This is a genomic window from Natronomonas sp. EA1, assembly GCF_051195035.1.
GTDB lineage: Archaea > Halobacteriota > Halobacteria > Halobacteriales > Haloarculaceae > JBNTJV01.
The window spans coordinates 56,280-76,257 of record NZ_JBNTJV010000004.1 but is presented as its reverse complement, the minus strand read 5'-3'; the positions used below and the strand labels follow the sequence as shown (position 1 = coordinate 76,257).

Annotated in this window: 19 protein-coding genes; 11 read left to right on the top strand and 8 right to left on the bottom strand. The window is 68.1% G+C overall.

Translation table 11 applies throughout. The features are described 5' to 3' along the window. Nucleotides 1-17 precede the first annotated feature (17 nt). Entirely contained in the window at nt 18-458 is a 441-nt protein-coding gene (locus ACQUQR_RS13795; protein ID WP_435197085.1) for a hypothetical protein, read from the top strand. Here ACQUQR_RS13795 and ACQUQR_RS13790 read toward each other — a convergent pair. The 3 genes from ACQUQR_RS13790 to ACQUQR_RS13780 form a co-directional block, all read right to left on the bottom strand. After that, the gene (locus ACQUQR_RS13790) at nt 442-1,107 is read right to left on the bottom strand and encodes a metalloregulator ArsR/SmtB family transcription factor (RefSeq protein ID WP_435197084.1); all 666 of its coding nucleotides are present in this window, start codon (nt 1,105-1,107) and stop codon (nt 442-444) included. The two genes, ACQUQR_RS13795 and ACQUQR_RS13790, sit on opposite strands and share 17 nt — an antisense overlap. A gap of 68 nt (nt 1,108-1,175) precedes the next feature. Next, the gene (locus tag ACQUQR_RS13785; protein ID WP_435197083.1) at nt 1,176-2,093 is read right to left on the bottom strand and encodes a hypothetical protein; all 918 of its coding nucleotides are present in this window, start codon (nt 2,091-2,093) and stop codon (nt 1,176-1,178) included. 105 nt (nt 2,094-2,198) lie between these two features. Next, a complete protein-coding gene (locus tag ACQUQR_RS13780) occupies nt 2,199-2,831 on the bottom strand; it encodes a DUF1405 domain-containing protein (RefSeq protein WP_435197082.1) in 633 nt (210 codons plus the stop codon). Nucleotides 2,832-2,961: 130 nt separating this feature from the next. Between ACQUQR_RS13780 and ACQUQR_RS13775 the strand changes: the two genes are divergently transcribed. From ACQUQR_RS13775 to thrS, 7 genes are all read left to right on the top strand, one after another. Further along, a complete protein-coding gene (locus ACQUQR_RS13775) occupies nt 2,962-3,300 on the top strand; it encodes a DUF5802 family protein (protein ID WP_435197081.1) in 339 nt (112 codons plus the stop codon). A 23-nt stretch (nt 3,301-3,323) separates the two neighbouring features. Next, nucleotides 3,324-4,208 carry a Vms1/Ankzf1 family peptidyl-tRNA hydrolase gene (locus ACQUQR_RS13770; protein WP_435197080.1) on the top strand — a complete coding sequence of 295 codons (885 nt, stop codon included), beginning with the start codon at nt 3,324-3,326 and terminating at the stop codon, nt 4,206-4,208. Nucleotides 4,209-4,233: 25 nt separating this feature from the next. After that, a complete protein-coding gene (locus ACQUQR_RS13765) occupies nt 4,234-5,262 on the top strand; it encodes a DUF1611 domain-containing protein (protein ID WP_435197079.1) in 1,029 nt (342 codons plus the stop codon). Next, nucleotides 5,259-6,293: a dipeptide epimerase gene (locus tag ACQUQR_RS13760; protein ID WP_435197078.1), complete on the top strand. Its 1,035-nt coding sequence runs from the start codon at nt 5,259-5,261 to the stop codon at nt 6,291-6,293. Before ACQUQR_RS13765 ends, ACQUQR_RS13760 begins: the two co-directional genes overlap by 4 nt. Before the next feature lie 76 nt (nt 6,294-6,369). After that, entirely contained in the window at nt 6,370-6,795 is a 426-nt protein-coding gene (locus ACQUQR_RS13755; RefSeq protein ID WP_435197077.1) for a PaaI family thioesterase, read from the top strand. Between the two features lie 112 nt (nt 6,796-6,907). Beyond that, a complete protein-coding gene (locus ACQUQR_RS13750; RefSeq protein ID WP_435197076.1) occupies nt 6,908-7,399 on the top strand; it encodes an HTH domain-containing protein in 492 nt (163 codons plus the stop codon). A gap of 105 nt (nt 7,400-7,504) precedes the next feature. Continuing rightward, a complete protein-coding gene (gene thrS / locus ACQUQR_RS13745) occupies nt 7,505-9,427 on the top strand; it encodes a threonine--tRNA ligase (protein ID WP_435197075.1) in 1,923 nt (640 codons plus the stop codon). Between the two features lie 2 nt (nt 9,428-9,429). Here thrS and ACQUQR_RS13740 read toward each other — a convergent pair whose 3' ends face one another. From ACQUQR_RS13740 to trkA, 5 genes are all read right to left on the bottom strand, one after another. Next, a complete protein-coding gene (locus ACQUQR_RS13740) occupies nt 9,430-10,887 on the bottom strand; it encodes a PAS domain S-box protein (RefSeq protein ID WP_435197074.1) in 1,458 nt (485 codons plus the stop codon). 132 nt (nt 10,888-11,019) lie between these two features. Then, a complete protein-coding gene (locus tag ACQUQR_RS13735; RefSeq protein ID WP_435197073.1) occupies nt 11,020-12,471 on the bottom strand; it encodes an ATPase domain-containing protein in 1,452 nt (483 codons plus the stop codon). A 50-nt stretch (nt 12,472-12,521) separates the two neighbouring features. Continuing rightward, complete coding sequence (locus ACQUQR_RS13730; RefSeq protein WP_435197072.1) at nt 12,522-13,331, bottom strand: PspA/IM30 family protein; 810 nt, start codon at nt 13,329-13,331, stop codon at nt 12,522-12,524. A 49-nt stretch (nt 13,332-13,380) separates the two neighbouring features. Next, a complete protein-coding gene (locus tag ACQUQR_RS13725; protein WP_435197071.1) occupies nt 13,381-14,940 on the bottom strand; it encodes a TrkH family potassium uptake protein in 1,560 nt (519 codons plus the stop codon). Further along, complete coding sequence (gene trkA, locus ACQUQR_RS13720; protein WP_435197070.1) at nt 14,937-16,271, bottom strand: Trk system potassium transporter TrkA; 1,335 nt, start codon at nt 16,269-16,271, stop codon at nt 14,937-14,939. The genes ACQUQR_RS13725 and trkA overlap by 4 nt, the downstream gene beginning before the upstream one ends. 104 nt (nt 16,272-16,375) lie before the next feature. Between trkA and ACQUQR_RS13715 the strand changes: the two genes are divergently transcribed. The 3 genes from ACQUQR_RS13715 (at nt 16,376) to ACQUQR_RS13705 (ending at nt 19,968) form a co-directional block, all read left to right on the top strand. Beyond that, nucleotides 16,376-16,552, top strand: a complete 177-nt coding sequence (locus ACQUQR_RS13715; protein ID WP_435197069.1) for a hypothetical protein — start codon at nt 16,376-16,378, stop codon at nt 16,550-16,552. Then, nucleotides 16,549-18,789, top strand: coding sequence for an amino acid permease (locus ACQUQR_RS13710; RefSeq protein ID WP_435197068.1), 2,241 nt, complete (start codon nt 16,549-16,551; stop codon nt 18,787-18,789). The genes ACQUQR_RS13715 and ACQUQR_RS13710 overlap by 4 nt, the downstream gene beginning before the upstream one ends. A 231-nt stretch (nt 18,790-19,020) precedes the next feature. Next, nucleotides 19,021-19,968 (top strand): transcription initiation factor IIB, encoded by a 948-nt coding sequence (locus tag ACQUQR_RS13705; protein WP_435197067.1) that lies wholly within the window; start codon nt 19,021-19,023, stop codon nt 19,966-19,968. Nucleotides 19,969-19,978: the final 10 nt, after the last annotated feature.

Sequence of the window (19,978 nt, the reverse complement as noted above, 5' to 3'; positions counted from 1 at the left end):
GCTCCCCAGAACCGAGTATGAGCGAACGGCTTCGCGAACTGGAACGCGAGGAGTCCACCGCACCGGCGGAGCCACAGCAGACGTCCCGCTCGGGCCTCCGCGCGCGGCTCTCCCCGGGCCGGGTGTTCTCGCCGAAGGCCTTCCTCGTCGCGCTCGCCCTCTCGACGGTCGGTATCTTCCTCGCTGGGAGCCTCCCCATCCCCCTCTCGGGCCTTCTGGGGGTGTTCGCCGCGGCCTTCCTGTTGGGCCTCCTGGGCCAGCGCGGCTACCTCGAGACCGCGGCGGCCGGGGCGGGGGCGGCCGGCGTCACCGTCCTCCTCGATTTCTTCGTCGTCTCGCTTCTGGGTGGGTTCGGCGTCCCGCTCGCGCTGTTCGGCGCGGGTGGCGGCGCGCTCGCGGCGCTGCTCGGCTACTACTTCGGGACGGACCTCCGGGCGGGGCTCACCCGCGAGTTGTGAGCTGCCAGCGCGACCCGTCGCGCTCGACGAGCCCCGACTCCGCGAGCGACGTGAGCACCTCCTCGACGACGTCCGGGGCGGCGTCCACCTTCCGGGCGACCCGGTTCGTCGTCTGCGCGCCGTTGGCGAGCGCGGAGAGCACCTCTGCGTAGAAGCGGCCGTTCTCCCCGAAGCGGGCGCTGAGCCGGTCCATCACGTCGGTGAGCCGGCCCTGGACCCACCGCTGGGCCATCGAGAGCTCGTTCTCCAGCCCTTCGAGGCGTTCGAGTTCGGCGGTGAGATCCTCCACGTCCTCACCCGCGGGCTCGGGATCCCCCTGCTCGACGTGCAAGGAGAGATAGCGACAGCCGGTCATATCGAGCGACGGGGAGGCCGGATAGGCGGATTTGGTCCCGAACTGGTAGGGGGAGACGTTCACCTCCAGCCGGAGGTTCCGAGCGATAGAGAAGTACTTCCGGCGGTGGTCGTCGACGCGCGACTCCACCAGCCCCGCCTCCTCCAGTTTCCGGAGGTGGTCGATGACCGCCTTCGGGCTCACACCCAGATAGTCGGAGATCTCCGTCACGTAGCAGGGCTTGCGCGCGAGCAAGCGGAGGATACGCCTGCGGTTCTCGTTCCCGAGGAGGTCTAAGAGCGCGGCGGAGTCCATCGTACCATTCGTTTGCGTTACGCGGCTAAAAGGATGCTGCCCTGCAGCGATTCCACGGGACGGCGAGGTTATTCGCCCAGGGTGTCGTCGCCGGTGTCCGTGCTGTTGGTCGTGGGCTCGGCGTCGTCAGCCACGGGGTCCTCAGTGGTGGTGACGGCCCCCGCGGCGCTATTGGCGTTCCCGGACCGGTCGGCGGCGTTCCCGGACCCGTCGTCCTCCGAGGCGTTCCCCTTCTTGTTCTTCCCCGGGGCCTCACCGCTCTTTCCCGGCGTGTCCTCAGCCGCGTCGGTCACGTTTCCCTCGGTGTCCGTGGCGTTCGCGCCGTTCGCGCCGTTCGCGCCGGTACCGCGCTGGCCCCGGTCACGGGCGTTCTCGCGGCGCTCCTCCGCGCGCTCTTTCGCCAGCTCGCGGCGGTCCTCGACGAGGTCCGTCGCCAGCTCGCGCACCTCCGGACCGGTGAGGTTGCGCGCGTTCGTCCGGAGCGTATCCAGCGTCGTCACGTTGACTCCGGCCCGGGCTGCGGCCTCCTCGGTCTGGTTGATGGCGCTCTCGAGCGCGTTGATCTGGGCCGTCAGGCGGGCGGCCTTCGCTCGCTTGACGACCTCGGGGGCGTTCGAGGCGAGCAGCCGGTCGCGCTGGCGTTCGAGCCGGTCGATTCGCTGTTCGATGGTCGCCACGCGCTTCTCGACGAGCGCGGTCCGGCGCTCGCTGTCGTTGCTCGCGTTGAACGCGGCGGCGAACATCCCGGTGGCCACCTCACCCGCGGCGTCCGCGGCGCTCGCCTGCATGAACGCCGAGATGGAGGCGCCGAAGGAGGCGTTCGAGGCCTGCGTCGTGTTGTTCGTCTCGTTGCCCGGCTGTTCCTGGACCGCGGGCATCGACGCCGACGGTCCGTCTGCGGCAGGAGCCAGCGCCGCACCGGCCGGTGCCACACCGGCGAGTGCGAGCGCCACCACGAGGACCACGGCGAAGAGTCGGTTCGTCATCTCTGTCCTCCCTTATTCCGCCCGTAGCTAAAAACCCGGCCGCTCGTTCGCGTGATTCAAACCGTTCATCCCGCCGTGAAACCGCCTGAAACCATCCGAGAACGTTTAGAGACGGTTCTGTGCCCCTAATCGGGGGAAGAGCCGCGCGGCGAGCCCGACGGCGAACACGGAGAGGGCGACGGTGGCCACGGCGAGCAACAGCCCCGGCTCGTACCGGAGCGGCGGGTGGTAGCCGAGGCCGTAGTCGAGGAGGTCGTTGAGCAGGAGGAGGCCCAGTGCGGCCGCGAGCGCCCCTCGGGTGGTCGCCCCGTAGTACGGGATGAGGAGCGCTTCCGCCACGAACGCGAGGTGGCTGACGATGACGCCGAAGTAGCCGTACGCCTCGGGGAAGTAGGCACTAAACCCCACGTTAAGCGCCACCGCGGTCCAGAGCCCGTACTTCACGAGCCAGACGAACGCGAAGGTGTGGAGGTACGCGAGGACGCGGTTGCGAGGGAAATCCTCGATGGGCTCGCCGACGTGTGCCCACAGCGTGACCAGCGAGAGCGCGCCAATCGCCGTCGCGGTGGGGGAGTCGGCGAAGAAGAGCCAGAGGAAGGTGGAGATATCGGCAAGTCCCCGGTCGACGTAGAACCGCGCGCCGAGCACGGTGAACGTGACGTTCACGACGACGAGCCAGACGAGACTCGGCGCGTTCTCCAGGTAGTAGCGCGCGTAGCGCTCCGGGAGCGGGTTCACACTCCCAGGGCGTGGGGGACCCGCAAAACCGTTGCGGGAAGGCGGGATGACCGTGTGGATTGTTTGCGCGCCACAATAAGCCTTCCCGACAACGCTTATGTGTGGGAGTAACTCACACAGTGGCGTAACGATGTTCGAACAGTTCTCCAGCGGCTACTACCTGGGTCGGCTGTACGTCGAGCCGGGCGCGAGCGAGCACGCGGTCATCCACGAAGACATCCACGAGCGGCTCAACGAGGCGCTCTACGCGACGGGCGAGGGTATCGAGCGACTCGACAACCCCCTGCTGATGAAGGTCGGGCAGTCGCACGTCCCCGTGCTCGGCGCCCCGGAGGTGCCGGAGCGCACCCTCTCGCTCCCCGAGGCGACCCTCGAACGGGCGGGCATCCGGAACGCCCCCACGCTCTCCGAGGTGCTGCTGGCGAAACCCGAAGTCGCGGAGCGGTTCTTCGAGGGAACCGGTTTTTAATCGCCCCTCCCCATTTGGGGACGATGCTGGACGACCTGCTCGGGCGCACGCCCCTGAAAGAGCGCATCGCGGCGCTCGAAGAGGAGTTGGAACACGCGAAACGGGAACTCCGTGCCGAGCGGCGCCGCCGGAGCGAGGCCTCGACCGCCAAACAGGAGGCCGAAGAGCGGGTCAACCGTCTCGAAGACAAGATCTCCGGGTTGCAGGGAAAACTCAAGAAGGCGAAGGAGGAGGGTGGTCTCCGCTACCGACGCGTGGACGAACTCCGCGGCACGCGCCTGACCGAACTGCTCGACCGGCTCACCTCCCTGCACACGGAGCCGGAGGGGGCGCTCTCGGCGTACGTCGAGGACGACATCCCCGAGGAGGTCGGCGCGGTGTTCGGCGACCGGACACCCCTGGTGGAGCGCGCTTCCCCGTGTCTCGTCTACGCCGACGACGAGGCGCTCGTCACCGAGGCACTCGACCCCGCCGTCGCCCCCGAGCCGTTCGTGACGTGGGGCGACCGCTTCCGCGTCGAACGCGACTGGTTCCGGCCCGCGGGCCCCCACGCGCTCGCGCTCGTGCGCTCCGACCTGTTCGCGCTCGGCACCTACGACGGCCGCGAGCGGGTCTCGATGCGGGGGTTTACGACCGACGTGAAGAGCAAACACTCCAAGGGCGGGTTCTCGCAGGGGCGGTTCGAGCGCATCCGCGACGGGCAGATCCACGACCACCTGGAGAAGTGTCGCGCGGCCATCGACGAGCTCGACGTGCGCCCGCTGTACGTCGTCGGCGAACACGCGCTCCTGGGGGAGTTCGCCGACGCCGCGGCGGCCACGGAGGCCGTCGACGCGACGGGTGAGCCCGAGGCCGCGCTCGACGACGCCCACCGGTCGTTCTGGACGACGCGGAGATACGGGATTTAAGCCCCCCCGCGTTGCCCCTCCGAGTATGACAAAACGAGTGGCATTGCTTGCCCACGAAGGGTTCCCGGACCGTGCGAAGACCGCCGTCGGCGTCCTCCGATACGCCGATTACGACGTCGTGGCCGTCCTCGACCGCGAGATCGCCGAGGCCGACCCGGACGCGCGCGTCGCCGACTATCTGGACGGGGTACAGGACGCCCCCATCGTCGGCCGGACGGACGAGGCGCCGGAGTTCGACGCGCTCGTCATCGGTATCGCGCCCATCGGTGGTGGGCTCGATGAGTCCTGGCGCCCGGACATCGAGGCCGCCCTCGACCGCGGCGCGGACGTGATTTCGGGGCTCCACTACTTCCTCTCGGAGGACGCGGACCTCGCACGCCGCGCGGAGGCGAACGGCTGTGACCTCTGGGACGTGCGCAACCCCCCATCCGACCTCACCGTCGCGGAGGGAGTGGCCCGCGAGTTGGATGCACGGATCGTCCTCACCGTCGGCACGGACTGCTCGACGGGGAAGATGACGACCACGCGCGAGCTGTACGAGGCCGCGCGCGAGCAGGGCATCGACGCCGCGTTCATCCCGACCGGGCAGACCGGCATCATGATCGAGAACTGGGGGATCCCCATCGACCGCACGGTCTCCGATTTCACCGCGGGCGCCGTCGAGCGGATGTGCGTCGAACGGGCCGCAGAGGCCGACGTGCTGTTCGTGGAGGGGCAGGGGAGCATCATCCACCCCGCCTACTCCGCCGTCACCTGTGGCATCCTCCACGGCGCCCAGCCGGACGCGCTCGTGATGTGTCACGAGGCCGGTCGCGAGGCCATCCACGGCTACGAGGAGTACCCCATCCCGGACCCCGCGCACGTCGCCGGGCTCTACGAACAGCTCGCGGAGCCGGTCGCCCCGACCGAGGTGGTCGGCGGCGCGCTCAACACCCGGTCGCTCGGGGACGGGGAAGCCCGGCGCGCGATTCAGGCCTACGCGGAGACCATCGACGCGCCCGCCGTCGACCCCGTGCGCGGTGACGCGGGCGACCTCCTCGAGAGTATCCTATGAACGCCACGTTCGAACGCCACACCCTCGAACTGGAGGAGCCGTTCACCATCGCCCGCGGCACGCAGGAGACCGTGGAGAACGTCGTCGTCCGCATCGAGGACGACGGTGAGGTGGGACTCGGCGCGGCCGCCCCCTCCACCCACTACGGCGAGACCGCCGACACCGTCGAGGCCGTCCTTCCTCGATTGTTCGAGGCCCTCGACCGGCTCGACTCCCCCCTCGAGTTCGAGCGCGCGCACGCGGAGATGGCGCACGTCATCAACGACAACCCCGCGGCGAAGGCCGCCGTCGACATCGCGCTCCACGACCTCGCGGCGAAACAGCTCGGGGTGCCGGGCTATCGGCTGCTCGGGCTCGACCCCGCGGAGACGGTCACCTCCTCGTTCACGGTGGGGCTCGCGGACACGCCCGCGATGCGGCGGAAGGCCGAGGACGCCGTCGCCGCCGGCTACGACACCCTGAAGGTGAAACTCGGCACGGGCCACGACCTGAAGATCATGGACGCGATTCGTACCGCGGCACCCGACGCCACCGTCCGGGTCGACGCGAACGAGGCGTGGTCGCCTCGGGAAGCGGTCTCGAAGATCGAGGCGCTGGTGGCGTACGACGTGGAGTTCGTCGAACAGCCCGTCGCCGCCGAGAACCACGAGGGCTGCAAGTACGTCTACGAGCGCGCGGCGCTCCCCATCGCGGCCGACGAGTCGTGTCTCACGGCCACGGATATCCCCCGCGTCGCGGAGATGGCCGACATCGCCAACGCGAAGCTGATGAAGACCGGGGGGGTTCGCCCCGCCGTGAAACTGCTCCACACCGCGAAGGCCCACGGCCTGGAGACGATGCTCGGCTGTATGATCGAGACGAACCTCGCCATCGCCGCGGGCGTCCATCTCTCGCCGCTGCTCGACTACGCCGACCTCGACGGGTCGCTGCTGCTCGCCGACGACCCGTACGGCGGCCCCACGTTCGAGGGTGGCCACATCGACCTCACGGACGTGACCCGACCCGGACTGGGGACGTTCCCGCGCGAGTAGTCGCGCCCGCGAGGGGTCGCGTGGCCACCCGCGCGCGGGGAGTAGCTTTTTGCGTCGCCCTCGCCGACTCCGACCGATGGACCACTTCGAGAAACTCGAACGGATGTATCTCGACGCGCCGACGAACGACCACTACGACGCCGACATCTCCATCGAGGAGGGACGCGCGGAGGTGACCGTCCCCGTCTCGGAGAAACACCACCACGCAGCGAACGCCGTCCACGGCTCGGTCTACTTCAAAGCGCTCGACGACGCCGCGTTCTTCGCCGCGAACTCCCTCGTGGAGGACGTGTTCGTCCTCACGACGAACTTCAACATCCACCTCACCCGGCCCGTCTCGGCGGGGCACATCCACGCGGTCGGCGAGGTGGTGAACGACCACCCCAGACAGCTCATCGCCGAGGCCGTCGCCCACGACGACGAGGGGAACCAGCTCGCGCGCGGCTCCGGCACCTTCGCGAAGTCCTCGATGGCGCTCGACGAGGAGCTCGGCTACGAGTGAACGATTGAAAGAGTACTAGGAGTTTATTGAAAGATAACACTCTAGACGGATACCGAGACGTATTGTTACACCCTGAGCAAGGCTTTTATCCGAGATTGGCACACGTCTATCCATGGGGAACATGACGGCTGAAGAGACGGTCACCATCGAACTGTTCGTGCGTTCGCTCTCACCTACCGCGGCTCACGAGCGGCAGGACGAACTCATCGAGCGGCTCTCGGCGCTGGCCGAGCGGGGGACCATCGCCGACTACGACGTGGAGGTGTGGGGTGACGCCATCCCGCTGAACGGGGCGGCCGCCGACACACCGCGGTGTAAGGCCATCCGCGACCACGTCGAGGCACTCCGCACGTGGGGGGAGGTCAACGGCGTCGAGCTCCCGGAGGGGCTCACGCCGACCGAGACGAGCGGGATGCTCGGCGAGAGCCGCGAGGTCGTCAGGCCGCCGACGGTCACGCTTGTCGAGTACCGCGACGGGGAGCTCGAGGCCATCGCACCGCGGACGGAGGGGGGGACGACCTACACCGTCGCCGACCACCTCGACTCGCTCACGGAGGAGGCCGAGCCGGTCGCGATTCCGGCCGGCATGCCCAGCGACGACTGAGCCGCCACCACACGGCCGTACCCACTGGGGGGTGGGGACGCACCCTGTGACACACCGCGGCACCGTCTCTAAACACTTATCCCGCGCCCTCGACTGTTCGGTGGTATGAGCGATATCACCGTCACGCTGCCCGACGGCTCCGAACTCTCGGTGCCGGAGGGAGCCACGCTCGAGGACGTGGCCTACGAGATCGGCCCCGGACTCGGCAAGGATACGGTCGCCGGGAAGATCAACGGGGAACTCGTCGACAAGGCCACCCCGGTCTCCGACGGGGACGACGTCGTCATCGTCACCGAGGGATCGGAGGAGTATCTCGACGTGCTTCGCCACTCCGCGGCCCACGTCTTCGCCCAGGCCCTCCAGCGACTCTACCCGGAGGCGAAACTCACCATCGGCCCGTGGACCGACGACGGCTTCTACTACGACGTGACGAACGTCGACCTCGACGCCGACGATCTGGAGGAGATCGAAGCCGAGATGCAGAACGTCGTCGAGGCGGACCTCGACATCGAGCGCGTCGAGAAGGACCGCGAGACCGCACTCGAACAGTACGCCGACAACGAGTACAAACGCGAGATCCTCGAGACCGAGGCCGCGGGCGAGGACCCCGTCTCCTTCTACCAGCAGGGGGAGTTCGAGGACCTCTGTCGCGGCCCGCACGTCGCGTCGACGGGCGAAATCGGCGCGTTCAAACTGCTCAACATCTCCTCCGCCTACTGGCGCGGCGACGAGGAGAACGACACCCTCACCCGCGTCTACGGGACGGCGTTCCCCTCCCAGTCCGACCTGGAGGAGTACCTCGAGATGCGCGAGGAGGCCAAAGAGCGCGACCACCGGAAGCTCGGGCAGGAGCTGGAGCTGTTCTCCATCGACGAGACGACCGGCCCCGGCCTCCCGCTGTACCACCCCAACGGGAAGCGCATCCTCGACGAACTCGCGGACTACGCGAAACAGCTCAACCTCGATGCGGGCTACGACCCCGTCGAGACCCCCCACCTGTTCCGCACGGAGCTGTGGAAGAAGTCGGGCCACTACGACAACTACGTCGACGACATGTTCCTCTTGGACGTGAACGACGAGGAGTACGGCCTGAAGCCGATGAACTGCCCCGGCCACGCCACCATCTTCGACCAGAAATCGTGGTCCTACCGCGACCTTCCCGTGCGATATTTCGAGGACGGGAAGGTGTACCGGAAGGAACAGCGCGGCGAGCTCTCCGGGCTCTCACGCGTCTGGGCGTTCACCATCGACGACGGCCACCTGTTCGTCCGCCCCGACCAGATCGAAGCCGAGATCAACCTCATCATCGACAGCATCCTCGAGGTGTTCGACACCTTCGAGCTCGACGCCGAGGTCGCGCTCGCGACGCGACCCGAGAAGTCCGTCGGCTCCGATGAGATCTGGGAGCAGGCGGAGTCACAGCTCCGCTCGGTGCTGGATTCGAGCGGCATCGACTACGGCATCGAGGCCGGCGACGGCGCGTTCTACGGCCCGAAGATCGACTTCGCGTTCAAGGACGCGCTGGGCCGGAAGTGGGACGGCCCCACCGTGCAGCTCGATTTCAACATGCCCGAGCGGTTCGAGCTCACCTACACGGGTGAGGACAACGAGGAGCACCGCCCGGTGATGATCCACCGCGCCCTGTACGGCTCCTACGAGCGCTTCTTCATGGTGCTCATCGAGCACTTCGACGGGAAGTTCCCGTTCTGGCTCGCGCCCGAGCAGGTACGCATCCTCCCCATCTCGGACGATCAGCTGGGGTACGCCCACCGCGTGAAGAACGAACTGGACGACTACCGCGTCACCGTGGAGGACCGCTCGTGGACGCTCGGCCGGAAGATCCGGGAAGCACAGGAGGACCGCGTCCCCTACATGCTCGTGCTCGGCGGGAACGAGGAGGCGGCCGGCACCATCTCCGTGCGCGACCGCAAGGAGCGCGAGGCCCAGGACGTGGAACTCGACGACTTCCGGTCACATCTCGACGACGAGTACGCCGAAAAGCGGACCGAGCCGGACTTCCTCGCGTAGGCTCAAATCAGGGTCACGCCCGTGAACTCGAAGCGGGCACCCCCCTCCTCCCCGTCCGTCACCCGCACCGACCAGCCGTGCGCCTCCGCGATCTCCTTCACGATGGCGAGGCCGAACCCCGTCCCGCCCTCGCGTGAGGTGTAGCCGTACTCGAACGCCTTCTCGTGGTGCTCCGCGGGGATACCGGGGCCGTCGTCGGCGACGTAGAAGCCGTCTGCGAGGGGGCCGACGGTGACCGTCGCGTCCTCGCCGGCGTGTTCGCGGGCGTTGCGGAACAGGTTCTCGAGGAGCGAACAGAGCCGGTTCCCGTCGGCGAGGAAATCGAGGTCCGCCTCGACGGTGAGCGTCCCCTCAGGGGGGCCGGCCTCCGTCCACGCGCTGTTGACGGCGGTCGAGAGGGTGACCGCCTCCGTCTCGCCGACGACCTGCCCTTCGCGAGCGAGCGTGAGCAGGTCGTCGATGAGCCGTTCCATCCGGTCGAGCGCCTGCTCGATGCCGTCGAGGTGGTCGTCGTCGACCTGCGACTGGGCGAGCGTCAGATAGCCGTTCGCGACCCCGAGCGGGTTCCGGAGGTCGTGAGAGACGATGGACGCGAACTTCTCCAGCCGCTCGTTCTGGCGGGCGAGCTCCTTGCGCATCTTCCGGTCGGTGATGTCACGCCCGATACCGACGAGCCCCAGCGTCTCGCCGTCGGGGCCGACGAGCGGGGCGACCTTCAGCTCGTAGGGGAGCTCCTCGCCCGCTTTCGTGACGATGGCCGTCTCGGCGGTGACGGGGACCCCCGTCTCGACGACGGTCTGCATCTGCGCGTCGAGCCACTGGGCGTCCTCCGCCGGGACGAAATCGGTCGGGTCCAGCTCCCGAAGCTCCGCCTCGGTGTAGCCCGTCACCGCGAGCGCCTGGTCGTTCCACCGCAGGAACGACCCCTCGAGGTCGTAGACGTAGAAGATGTCGGGGATGGCGTTGATGGCGCTCTCGATGAACGCGCGCTGTTCGGAGAGCTCCCGCTCCTTGCGCTGCTCCAGCCGGAGCGACTGCTCACGGATCCGCAGGAGGTTCTGGATACGGGCACCGAGCTCCGCGGGAGTCACCGGAGTCAAAAGCAGGTCGTCGACCTGCTCCCAGACGGACGCACCGAGGCGGCTCCGCTCGGACTCGCGGACGACGAGCAGATACGGGAGGAAGACGGCCCCAGCCGCCTCCTTTCTCGCCCGAAGCGCCTCCCGGTGGCACCGGAGCGACGGCGGGTCGACGATACAGAGGTCGAACGACGCGGGGAGCTCCGCGTCGTCCGGTGTCCGGACGGTGTAGTGGCCCGAGAGACACTGCTGGAGGAGCTCCCGGTTGCGCCGGTGGACCAGCAACAACACGCACATCTCCGAGAGCCGCTCGGGAGGGTGGCCGGTCGCGGCCATCAGTCCCACCCCCCGGCCGGCCGTTCTCGGGTCGGTACATCCCATCCGTGTGGACCCCCGCCCCGACCGGGGTGTCCACGCGAAACCCGAACGTTCATCCTAGGAGGTACGGCCTTGACAGACATATACTGGCCGGCACGTCGAACGGGAGCCGACCGCCCCCCCGCGGCTCGCGGCTCATCGGTCGTCCGGCTGCTCCGTCCAGACGGGCGTCCCCTCCAGTATCCCCCGGAGCCCAGTGAGCGGTTCGCCGACGACGACACCCTCCTTCGTGATATCGAGCTGGCGAAGCATCCGCTCGAAGTCCGACGCCCGCTTCTTCAGGACACCGATGGCCTTCCGCATCTCGCCGTCGATCTCCAGATACCGGAGGAACACCACGTTGTCCGCGAGGAAGCTCACCTGCCGGTCCGTAACGCGGAAGTCGCCGGTGATGTCGTGGACCTCTGCGGTGAGGATGGTCGTCACGTCGAGCGCCCGGAGGTAGTGGCCGAGCGAGTGGAGTTCTTCGAGGAGTTCCGCCTCGTTGCCGCGCAGCGAGACGCTGTAGCCGTCGATGCCGTCGATCATCACCACCGTGGCCCCGCGGTGCTCCACCTCGTCGCGGACGATACCCGCGAACTCGTCGGGGGAGTACTGCCGGGTCCGGATGGGGTAGACCGCGAGTTTCTCCTCCTCGATCATCTCCAGGACCGGGAGCCCGATAGCTTCGGAGCGCTTGAGGAACGTCGATTTCGCCTCCTCGAACAGGAAGGTCACCGACCGCTCGCCGCGGCCGGCCGCCTCCCGCATGAACAGCGTCCCCGTCGTCGTCTTCCCCACGCCGGAGGGGCCGGAGATGACGCTGACCGTCCCGCGTTCGATCCCGCCGTGGAGCAGGCCGTCGATGCCGTCGTTGCCGGACGAGAGGACCTCCGGGTTCAGCGTCTCCGCGACCTCTCGGGGGACGAGGATCGGGTAGACCGACATCCCGTCGTCCGAGATGGTGACGGTGTGGGTCCCCGCCTCCGTCGACGAGCCGCGGAACTTCGTCACCTCGATGACCCGGCCCTTGTCGTTGTATCCCAACTCGAGGATGCCGTCCGAGAGGAATCGCACGTCGTCGTCGGGGGCCTCACTCGTGTGCTGGGAGGTGAACAGCACGGTGCAGTCCCGCTCTTTGAGGAACTGCAGGAACGCGAGCACCTGCTCGCGGTACTGGTGGAGGTCGGACGTGAGATACCGGAACTGGGTCAGCGGGTCGATGAACACCCGGTCCGGGGCCGCCTCGACCACCGCGTCCATGATGGTCTCCGAGAACGACGGTCCCTCGATGTCGCTCGCGGCGAAGATGTCGTAGGGGTCCTGCCCCACGAAGCGGTCGGAGGTCGGACTGAGATCGAGGAAGCCGACCTCCTCAACGTCGATGCCGAACGCCCTGGCGTCCTCGCGGATGTCCTCCACGGACGCACCGAGGTTGAGGAACATCGACCGTTCCCCCCGCTCGCTGCCGCGGGCCAGGAAGTGTAACCCGAGGAGCGTCTTCCCGACACCGGGAGGTCCGCGGACCAGATAGGCCCTGTTTCGCAGAAACCCGCCGTGGAGGACATCATCCAGCCCCGGAACCCCCGTCGCTGTCCGTTGACACATACAGTAGATATCCGCCCGACCGCGAAAAGCGTTTGTGCCGTGTTACCAAATCAGGACGACCCCTCCTCGTCCCGCAGCGCGTCCAGCTCGGCTTCGACCTCCTCGTCGGCCACGTCGGTCGACTCCGCCGTCGACCCCTCGGTCGACTCCGCCGTCGACGACTCCTTGCCGGCCTCCCGGCGGAGCGTCTCCAGCTCGGCCTCGATTTCGGTGTCCGTCCGTGACTGGGAGAGCTCGCGGTCGATCTCGTCCTCGTCGGAGAAGGCGTCCTCGAACGCCCCGGAGTCCTGGAGCTCGTCGAGCGCCGCGGAGCGCGCCTCCATCTCCTCCGTGCGCTCGCGGGCCCGCTCGATGGACCGGGAGACGTCGGCCATCTCGTCGCCGACCCCGGACATCGCCTCGGAGACCCGTGCCGAGGCCTCCGCGGCCTCGTACCGGGCCTTCATCGTCTCCTTCTCCGTGCGGAACCGCTCGATCTGCGACTGCAGCTCGTTTTTCTTCTCGACGAGCGAGTCCTGGGTATCCTGCAGGCTGGCGATCTGCGTCTCCAGCTCCTCGATCTGCGCCATCTTCTGTTTCTTCTTTTCGAGGGCCTTCCGCGCGAGGTCCTCTCTGTCCTGGCGGACGGCCTCCCGCGCCTGGTCGTTGTGCTTCTCGACGTTCTCCTCCAGCCGGCGCTTCTGGATCTCCAGGCGCTTCTTCTGGGTCGTGAGGTCGGCGATCCCCGCCTTCACGTCCTGCAGCTCGTCTCGCATCTTCTCGTACGAGTAGTCGAGCGTCTCGGAGGGGTCCTCCGCCCGATTGAGGATGGCGTTGAGCTTCGACCGGATGACGTAGGAGGTGCGCGAAAGGATACCCATACCGGAACACGGGCGCGGAACCGTAAAAACTCTCACCTCGTCGGCGGTTCTACGAGCGCCAGTACGCGCTCGTGAGCAGGACGAGGACCGGGAAGATCTCCAGCCGACCGACCCACATCAGGAACACCATGAGCAGCTTCGAGGTGGCCGGGAACCCGAGATACGAGTTCATCGGGCCGATGGCCCCGAAGCCGGGGCCGACGTTGCCGAGGGTGGAGGCGGCGGCGCTCAAGCCCTCCAGCACGGAGATAGAGTAGCCGACGCGGGCGGCGTCCAGCATGAGCAGCCCCGCACCCACGGCGAAGATGAGCAGGTAGACCAGCGTGAACGCGTAGATACCCCTGATCGCACGCTCGTCGAGGGGGCGACCCGCGAGCCGGACCGGGGAGACCGCCTCGGGGTGGACCGTGGTGAACAGCTCCCGTTTGAGCGATTTGAGGATGACGAGCCAGCGGACGATCTTCACGGCGCCACCCGTCGAGCCCGCGCTCCCGCCGACGAACATCACGAGCAGCAGGAGCGTCTGGAGCGTCGGCGACCACGTGTTGAAGTCGATACTCGCGTAGCCGGTCGTCGTCACGATGGAGACGACCTGAAACGCCGCGTGACGGGCCGATGCCTCGAGATCGCCCGCGATAGCGTACTGTTCGGCGAAGCGGGCCGGCACCTCGATACCCGCGGTGGAGACCCCACCGACGACCAGCCCACCGGTGATGATCGCGGTGATCGCGCCCATCACGCCGAGGTAGAAGCGGAACTCCGCGTCGTCGACCAGCGCGTCGCGCTCCCCGGTGAGGAAACGCCAGAACAGCGCGAAGTTCGTCCCCGCGGCGATCATGAAGGGGATGATGAGCCACTGGACCGCCGCCGAAAAGGCCTCGATGGAGCGCGCCTCCGGGGAGAACCCACCCGTCGGCATCGTCGTCAGTGGGTGGGCGACGGCGTTGTACAGCGTCATGTTCGGGGCCAGCCCGGCGAGATGCAAGCCATAGAGGAGGACGAACTGCACGACGGTGAACGCGAAGTAGGCGAGCCAGAGCGCCCGCGCCGTCTCCGCGATACGCGGGGTGAGCTTCTCGATACCCGGTCCCGGGGCCTCCGCGTCCATCAGCTGTGCGCCCCCCACCGACAGCTCGGGGAGGATGGCGACCGCGAGCACGACGATCCCCATCCCGCCGAGCCACTGGGTGAGCTGGCGCCAGATGAGAATCGCGTGGGAGTGGCGCTCCGTGGAGATCTCGCCCATCACGGTCGCGCCCGTCGTGGTGAACCCGGACATCGACTCGAACAGGGCGTTCACGGGGTTCGCCAGGGTGCTGGGGCCGTTCATCCCCGCCAGGAGATAGGGGAGGGTGCCGACGACGGCGACGGCGAGCCACGTGAGCGCGACCATCAGAAAGCCCTCGCGTGCGCCCAGATCCGGGTCGGGGTCGAGCCGTTCGAGCCCCAGTCCGATGAGGACGTAGATGACGATGGTCGCCGCGAAGACGGCGACGTCCTCGCCGTAGATGACGGCGACGAAGAGCGGGAGCAGCAGCGCGACGGAGAGGTACTTGATGACCCGCCCGGTGAGCGAGACGCTGGCGCGCCAGTCCACCCGGAGCGTCATAGCTTGGCCGTCGTCTCGTCCACCACGTCCGCCCGTGCGAAGACGATGACGTGGTCGTTCACCTGCAGCATCGTGTCACCGCGGGGGGTGATGTGCTTGCCGTCACGGGTGATGGCCCCGATGACGACCCCCTCGGGGAGGTCCTGGACGGCCTCCTTGATCGACCGGCCCGCGAGGACGCTGTCCGTGTCCAGCTCGATCTCGAGCACTTCGGCGCGGTCCCCCTCGATGATGGCGACGTTCTCCGCGCGCTGCTCGCGGGTGAACCGGGTGATCTCCTCGGCGGTGGCCTCACGCGGGTTGACGGCCACGTCGATACCGACCGCCTCGAACAGCTCGACGTACTCGCCCGTCTCCGTGACGGAGACGGTACGGTGGGCACCCAGGCGCTTCGCGAGCAGCCCAGCCAGCAGGTTCTGCTCGTCGCGTTCGAGACAGGTCACCACCACGTCGGCCTCCCCGACGTTCTCGCGTTCGAGGAACTCCCGGTCGGTGGCGTCCGACTCCATCACCGTCGTCTTCGGGAGGTGTTCGGCGAGCCAGCGGGCGCGCTCGGGGTCGTGCTCGATGAGCCGGGGGTGAAAGCCCCGCTGTTCGAGCAGATGGGCGGTCTGATAGCCCACGTCCGAGCCGCCGACGATGACGATGTCGCGTGGGCCGCCCTCACGCGGCGCGATGGCCGCGCCGAAGCTCCGGACGGACTCGGGTGAGCCGATGACGACCACGTCGTCGCCGCTGTGGATGGTCGTGTCCCCCGAGGGGATGACGACCTCCTCCTCGCGGATGAGCGCCGCGAAGGTGAGCGAGTCGAACCGGTCGGCCTGCGCGACGGTCTGGTCCGCGACGGGTGAGTCCTGGGGGATCTCGAACTGCGCCATCCGGACCGCCCCCTCCGCGAAGGCGTCCACGTCCTGTGCGGCCGGGAGCCCGATGACGCGGACGATGCTCTGGGCGGTGAGCAGGACCGTACACACCATGAAGTGGACGTCGAAGGCGCGTTCCGGCGCCCCCTGCCACGTCTCCAGGTACTGCGGGTTCTTCACGCGGGCGATGGAGAAGGCGTTTGAGACCGTGGCGGCCGTCCCGCAGGTGACGATGTTCGTCTCGTCGTCGTCCGTGCTCGCGATGAGCATGTCCGCCTCCTCGATGCCGGCCTCCCGAAGCGTGCTCATCGACGCGCCGTCGCCGTGGACGGCCAGCACGTCCAGCGAGTAGGTGAGCGACTCGACGCGCGAGCGGTCCCGGTCGATGACGACGACCTCGTGTACGTCGGCGAGGCTCTCCGCGATCGAGGAGCCGACCTCGCCGGCACCCACGACGACTACGCGCATCGTTCACCCTCAATCATGTCCCGACTCTCACATTCCGCGGGTAAGTCGGTTACTATCGAGCCGGTGCATCAACCGTTAAGGGTGGTGGCCCGCTCTATGCGTGTATGAACCGTCACGCGGAGCGCCAGCCAATCGAACGGGTACGGATGGGGCTCGACCGCCCGTCCACGAGCGGACGGGTCCGCGGCCCCCCGCCCCGACCGACCGTCGCGACCGGACTCGCCGTACGTGAGCCCGGCGAGACACCGCCGGTAACCACCGACGAGCAGGGGGCGGAATGAGCGACGAGGAGCTCGCGAAGGACCTCGGCCCCCTCGCCGCCCTGACCATCGGGGTCGGGACGATGATCGGCGCGGGGATCTTCATCCTCCCCGGCGCGGCCGTCAAACAGGCCGGGCCGCTCGCCGTCGCCGCGTTCGTCATCGGCGGCGGGCTCGCGCTGCTCACCGCCCTCTCCGCCTCCGAGTTGGGGACGGCGATGCCGAAATCGGGCGGCGCGTACTACTACGTGAACCACGCGCTCGGGCCCCTGTTCGGCTCCATCGCCGGCTGGTCGAACTGGCTCGGGCTCGCCTTCGCCAGCGCGTTCTACATGTTCGGCTTCGGCCGCTACATCGAGGAGCTCCTCATCGGAAGCTTCGGGATGACCCTGACACCCATCCCGCTCGGCCCCGTCGCGCTCCCGTGGGCGAAGCTCATCGCCCTCCTGGGGGCGGCGCTGTTCATCGGCGTGAACTACGTCGGGGCGAAGGAGACCGGCCGGCTCCAGAACGTCATCGTCATCCTCCTGGTCGCCATCCTCGCCGTCTTCACGGCGTTCGGGGTCGCGAACGCCGACCTCTCGAAGCTCCAGCCGTTCGTCCCGCCGGATAAGGGGATCACCCCCCTGCTCCCCGTCACGGGACTCATCTTCGTCTCCTATCTCGGGTTCGTCCAGATCACGAGCGTCGCCGAGGAGATCAAGGACCCCGGACGGAACCTCCCGCGGGCCGTCGTCGGGAGCGTCCTCATCGTCACCGTCATCTACGCGCTCGTCCTGCTCGCCGTGCTCGCCGCGGTGCCGAACGAACTCGTCGCGGGCAACGACACCGCCGTCGTGGACGTGGCTCGTATGCTCATCGGCCCGCTGGGGGCCGCCGTGATGCTGTTCGCCGCCCTGCTCGCGACCGCCTCCTCGGCGAACGCCTCCATCCTCGCCTCCTCGCGCATCAACTTCGCGATGGGGCGCGACGAGCTCGTCAGCCAGGAGCTGAACGACATCCACCCGCGGTACGGGACGCCCTACCGCTCCATCGCCATCACGGGCGGGCTCATCCTGCTTTTCATCGCGCTCGGGAGCGTCGAGCTGCTCGCGACCGCCGGCAGCGTGCTCCACCTCGTCATCTACGGCCTGCTCAACATCGCGCTGGTCGTGATGCGCGTCGCGGACCCGGACGACTACCAGCCGGACTACCGTGTCCCGCTTTTCCCCTTCGTCCCCGTCGCGGGCGCGATCGTCTCGTTCGCCCTCATCGCCTTCTTCGAGCCGGAGGTGCTGCTGCTCACGGGCGGCATCATCGGCTTCGCCGCCGTGTGGTATCTCTTCTACGCTCGGGACCGGACGACGAAACAGGGCGTGCTCGGCCGGTACGTCCTGCGCCGGGCCGCCGAGATGCCGGAGCCGGCCGTCACCGCCGCCGCCACCGTCCAGCCGGACGGGGGTGACTACCGGGTGATGGTGCCGCTCGCGAACCCGAAGAACGAGACGGACCTCATCACGCTCGCCTCCGCGGTGGCGAAACAGAAGGGCGGGACCGTCGAGGCCGTCCACATCGTGCAGGTGCCGGACCAGACCGCCCTCGCCGGTGCCGCGGAGCACGTCGACGACATCGACTCCACCTCGAAACAGCTGCTGGAGTCGGCGAAACGCGACGCCGAGACGTTCGGCGTCCCCGTCGAGACGAAGACCATCATCTCCCACCGCGCGTTCGGCGAGATCTTCGACGCGGCGCGCGCGCACAACGCCGACCTCGTCGTCATGGGCTGGGGGAAGGAGGGCCACGCCCGCGTCGAGTCCGGTCTCGACGAGATGGTCGAGGACGTCCCCTGTGACTTCCTCGTCTTGAAGGACCGCGGGTTCGACCCCGACCACATCCTCGTCCCGACTGCGGGCGGCCCCGACTCCGAGCTCTCGGCCGCCGTGGCGAAACTGCTCCAGCAGGAGTACGGCTCGGAGATCACGCTCCTGCACGTCGCGGAGAACGAGGCCGCCGGCGAGGCGTTCCTCGAGTCGTGGGCCGACGACCAGGACCTCTCGAACGTCACCCTCCGGGTCGGCCACGGCGACATCGAGGAGGCCATCGAACGGGCCGCCGAGGACGCCACGCTCCTCCTCGTCGGGGCGACGGAACGCGGCCTGCTCCGCCGGATGGTCACCGGCTCGCTCGTCCTCAACGTCGTCGACGACGTGGAGTGTTCCGTCCTGCTGGCCGAGAAGGCCCGCGACCGCAGCCTCAGAGAGCGCCTGTTCGGCCGCTGAGGACGCGTCCCCTCGTTTTGCCAGCCCTGTTTTGACAGTCGACATACACATACGTGTGTAAACGTCATGGTATATACGGAAGGAGTCCCTTCAGTCCGAACTGAAGACGTTGTGACAGTCAGGGTTCGATGCATCCACCGTGCCCTCGGATGCATCATGCCCGAGGCCTCCCCCGCCTCGGGCGACTAACCACGAGTGTCACGTGTCGACAACAATCCCCTCGACCGGACCATGACACGACTATCCCGCCGCGACGACCGACGAACCGAATCGACCACCGACGACGAGCTCGACGACATCGACCCCGAGAACCTCGTTCGGACCGAAGACGGCGAGCTCATCGACGAGGAAACCGGCCTCATCGTCGACGAGGACAACATCGACCGCGGCCCCGAGTGGCGCGCGTTCGACCACGCCGAACAGCAGTCGAAATCCCGCGTCGGTGCCCCCACGACGCAGGCGATGCACGACAAGGGGCTCACCACGGACATCGACTGGCAGGACCGCGACGCCAACGGGCGTACCCTCTCACAGGAGAAGCGCTCCCAGATGCGTCGCCTGCGGACCTGGCAGGAGCGCATCCGCACGCAGGAGAACGGCGAGCGGAACCTCCAGTTCGCCCTCTCGGAGGTCGACCGCATGGCCTCGGCGCTGGGCGTCCCCCGCTCCGTCCGGGAGGTGGCCTCCGTCATCTACCGGCAGGCGCTCGACTGTGACCTCATCCGCGGCCGCTCCATCGAGGGCGTCGCGAGCGCGTCACTGCACGCCGCCTGCCGCCAGGAGAACATCCCCCGGAGCCTCGACGACCTCACCACGGTCTCCCGGGTCGAGCGCCGGGAGATCGGCCGCACGTATCGCTACATCTCCCAGGAGCTCGAACTCGCGGTAGAGCCCGTGGACCCGAAGCAGTATCTCCCGCAGCTCGCCTCCGAACTCGACGTGAGCGACGAGATCCAGCTGAAAGCCGAGCGCATCATCGAGGAGACGACGAGCCGCGGGCTCCACTCCGGGAAGTCACCCTCCGGCTTCGCCGCCGCGGCGCTCTACTCGGCCTCGCGGATCGTCGGCCCGAAGCTCACCCAGCAGGCCGCCGCGGAGGCCGCCGACGTCACCGTCGTCACCATCCGCAACCGCTATCAGGAGCAGATGCAGGCGGTCGACGAGGAGATCGCCTACTGAGCCCCGACTA

Coding starts and splice junctions, on each gene's coding strand:
- ACQUQR_RS13795 (WP_435197085.1), top strand. CDS start 18: ATGAGCGAACGGCTTCGCGAACTGGAACGCGAGGAGTCCACCGCACCG.
- ACQUQR_RS13790 (WP_435197084.1), bottom strand. CDS start 1,107: ATGGACTCCGCCGCGCTCTTAGACCTCCTCGGGAACGAGAACCGCAGG.
- ACQUQR_RS13785 (WP_435197083.1), bottom strand. CDS start 2,093: ATGACGAACCGACTCTTCGCCGTGGTCCTCGTGGTGGCGCTCGCACTC.
- ACQUQR_RS13775 (WP_435197081.1), top strand. CDS start 2,962: ATGTTCGAACAGTTCTCCAGCGGCTACTACCTGGGTCGGCTGTACGTC.
- ACQUQR_RS13770 (WP_435197080.1), top strand. CDS start 3,324: ATGCTGGACGACCTGCTCGGGCGCACGCCCCTGAAAGAGCGCATCGCG.
- ACQUQR_RS13765 (WP_435197079.1), top strand. CDS start 4,234: ATGACAAAACGAGTGGCATTGCTTGCCCACGAAGGGTTCCCGGACCGT.
- ACQUQR_RS13760 (WP_435197078.1), top strand. CDS start 5,259: ATGAACGCCACGTTCGAACGCCACACCCTCGAACTGGAGGAGCCGTTC.
- ACQUQR_RS13755 (WP_435197077.1), top strand. CDS start 6,370: ATGGACCACTTCGAGAAACTCGAACGGATGTATCTCGACGCGCCGACG.
- ACQUQR_RS13750 (WP_435197076.1), top strand. CDS start 6,908: ATGGGGAACATGACGGCTGAAGAGACGGTCACCATCGAACTGTTCGTG.
- thrS (WP_435197075.1), top strand. CDS start 7,505: ATGAGCGATATCACCGTCACGCTGCCCGACGGCTCCGAACTCTCGGTG.
- ACQUQR_RS13740 (WP_435197074.1), bottom strand. CDS start 10,887: ATGGGATGTACCGACCCGAGAACGGCCGGCCGGGGGGTGGGACTGATG.
- ACQUQR_RS13735 (WP_435197073.1), bottom strand. CDS start 12,471: ATGTGTCAACGGACAGCGACGGGGGTTCCGGGGCTGGATGATGTCCTC.
- ACQUQR_RS13730 (WP_435197072.1), bottom strand. CDS start 13,331: ATGGGTATCCTTTCGCGCACCTCCTACGTCATCCGGTCGAAGCTCAAC.
- ACQUQR_RS13725 (WP_435197071.1), bottom strand. CDS start 14,940: ATGACGCTCCGGGTGGACTGGCGCGCCAGCGTCTCGCTCACCGGGCGG.
- trkA (WP_435197070.1), bottom strand. CDS start 16,271: ATGCGCGTAGTCGTCGTGGGTGCCGGCGAGGTCGGCTCCTCGATCGCG.
- ACQUQR_RS13715 (WP_435197069.1), top strand. CDS start 16,376: ATGAACCGTCACGCGGAGCGCCAGCCAATCGAACGGGTACGGATGGGG.
- ACQUQR_RS13710 (WP_435197068.1), top strand. CDS start 16,549: ATGAGCGACGAGGAGCTCGCGAAGGACCTCGGCCCCCTCGCCGCCCTG.
- ACQUQR_RS13705 (WP_435197067.1), top strand. CDS start 19,021: ATGACACGACTATCCCGCCGCGACGACCGACGAACCGAATCGACCACC.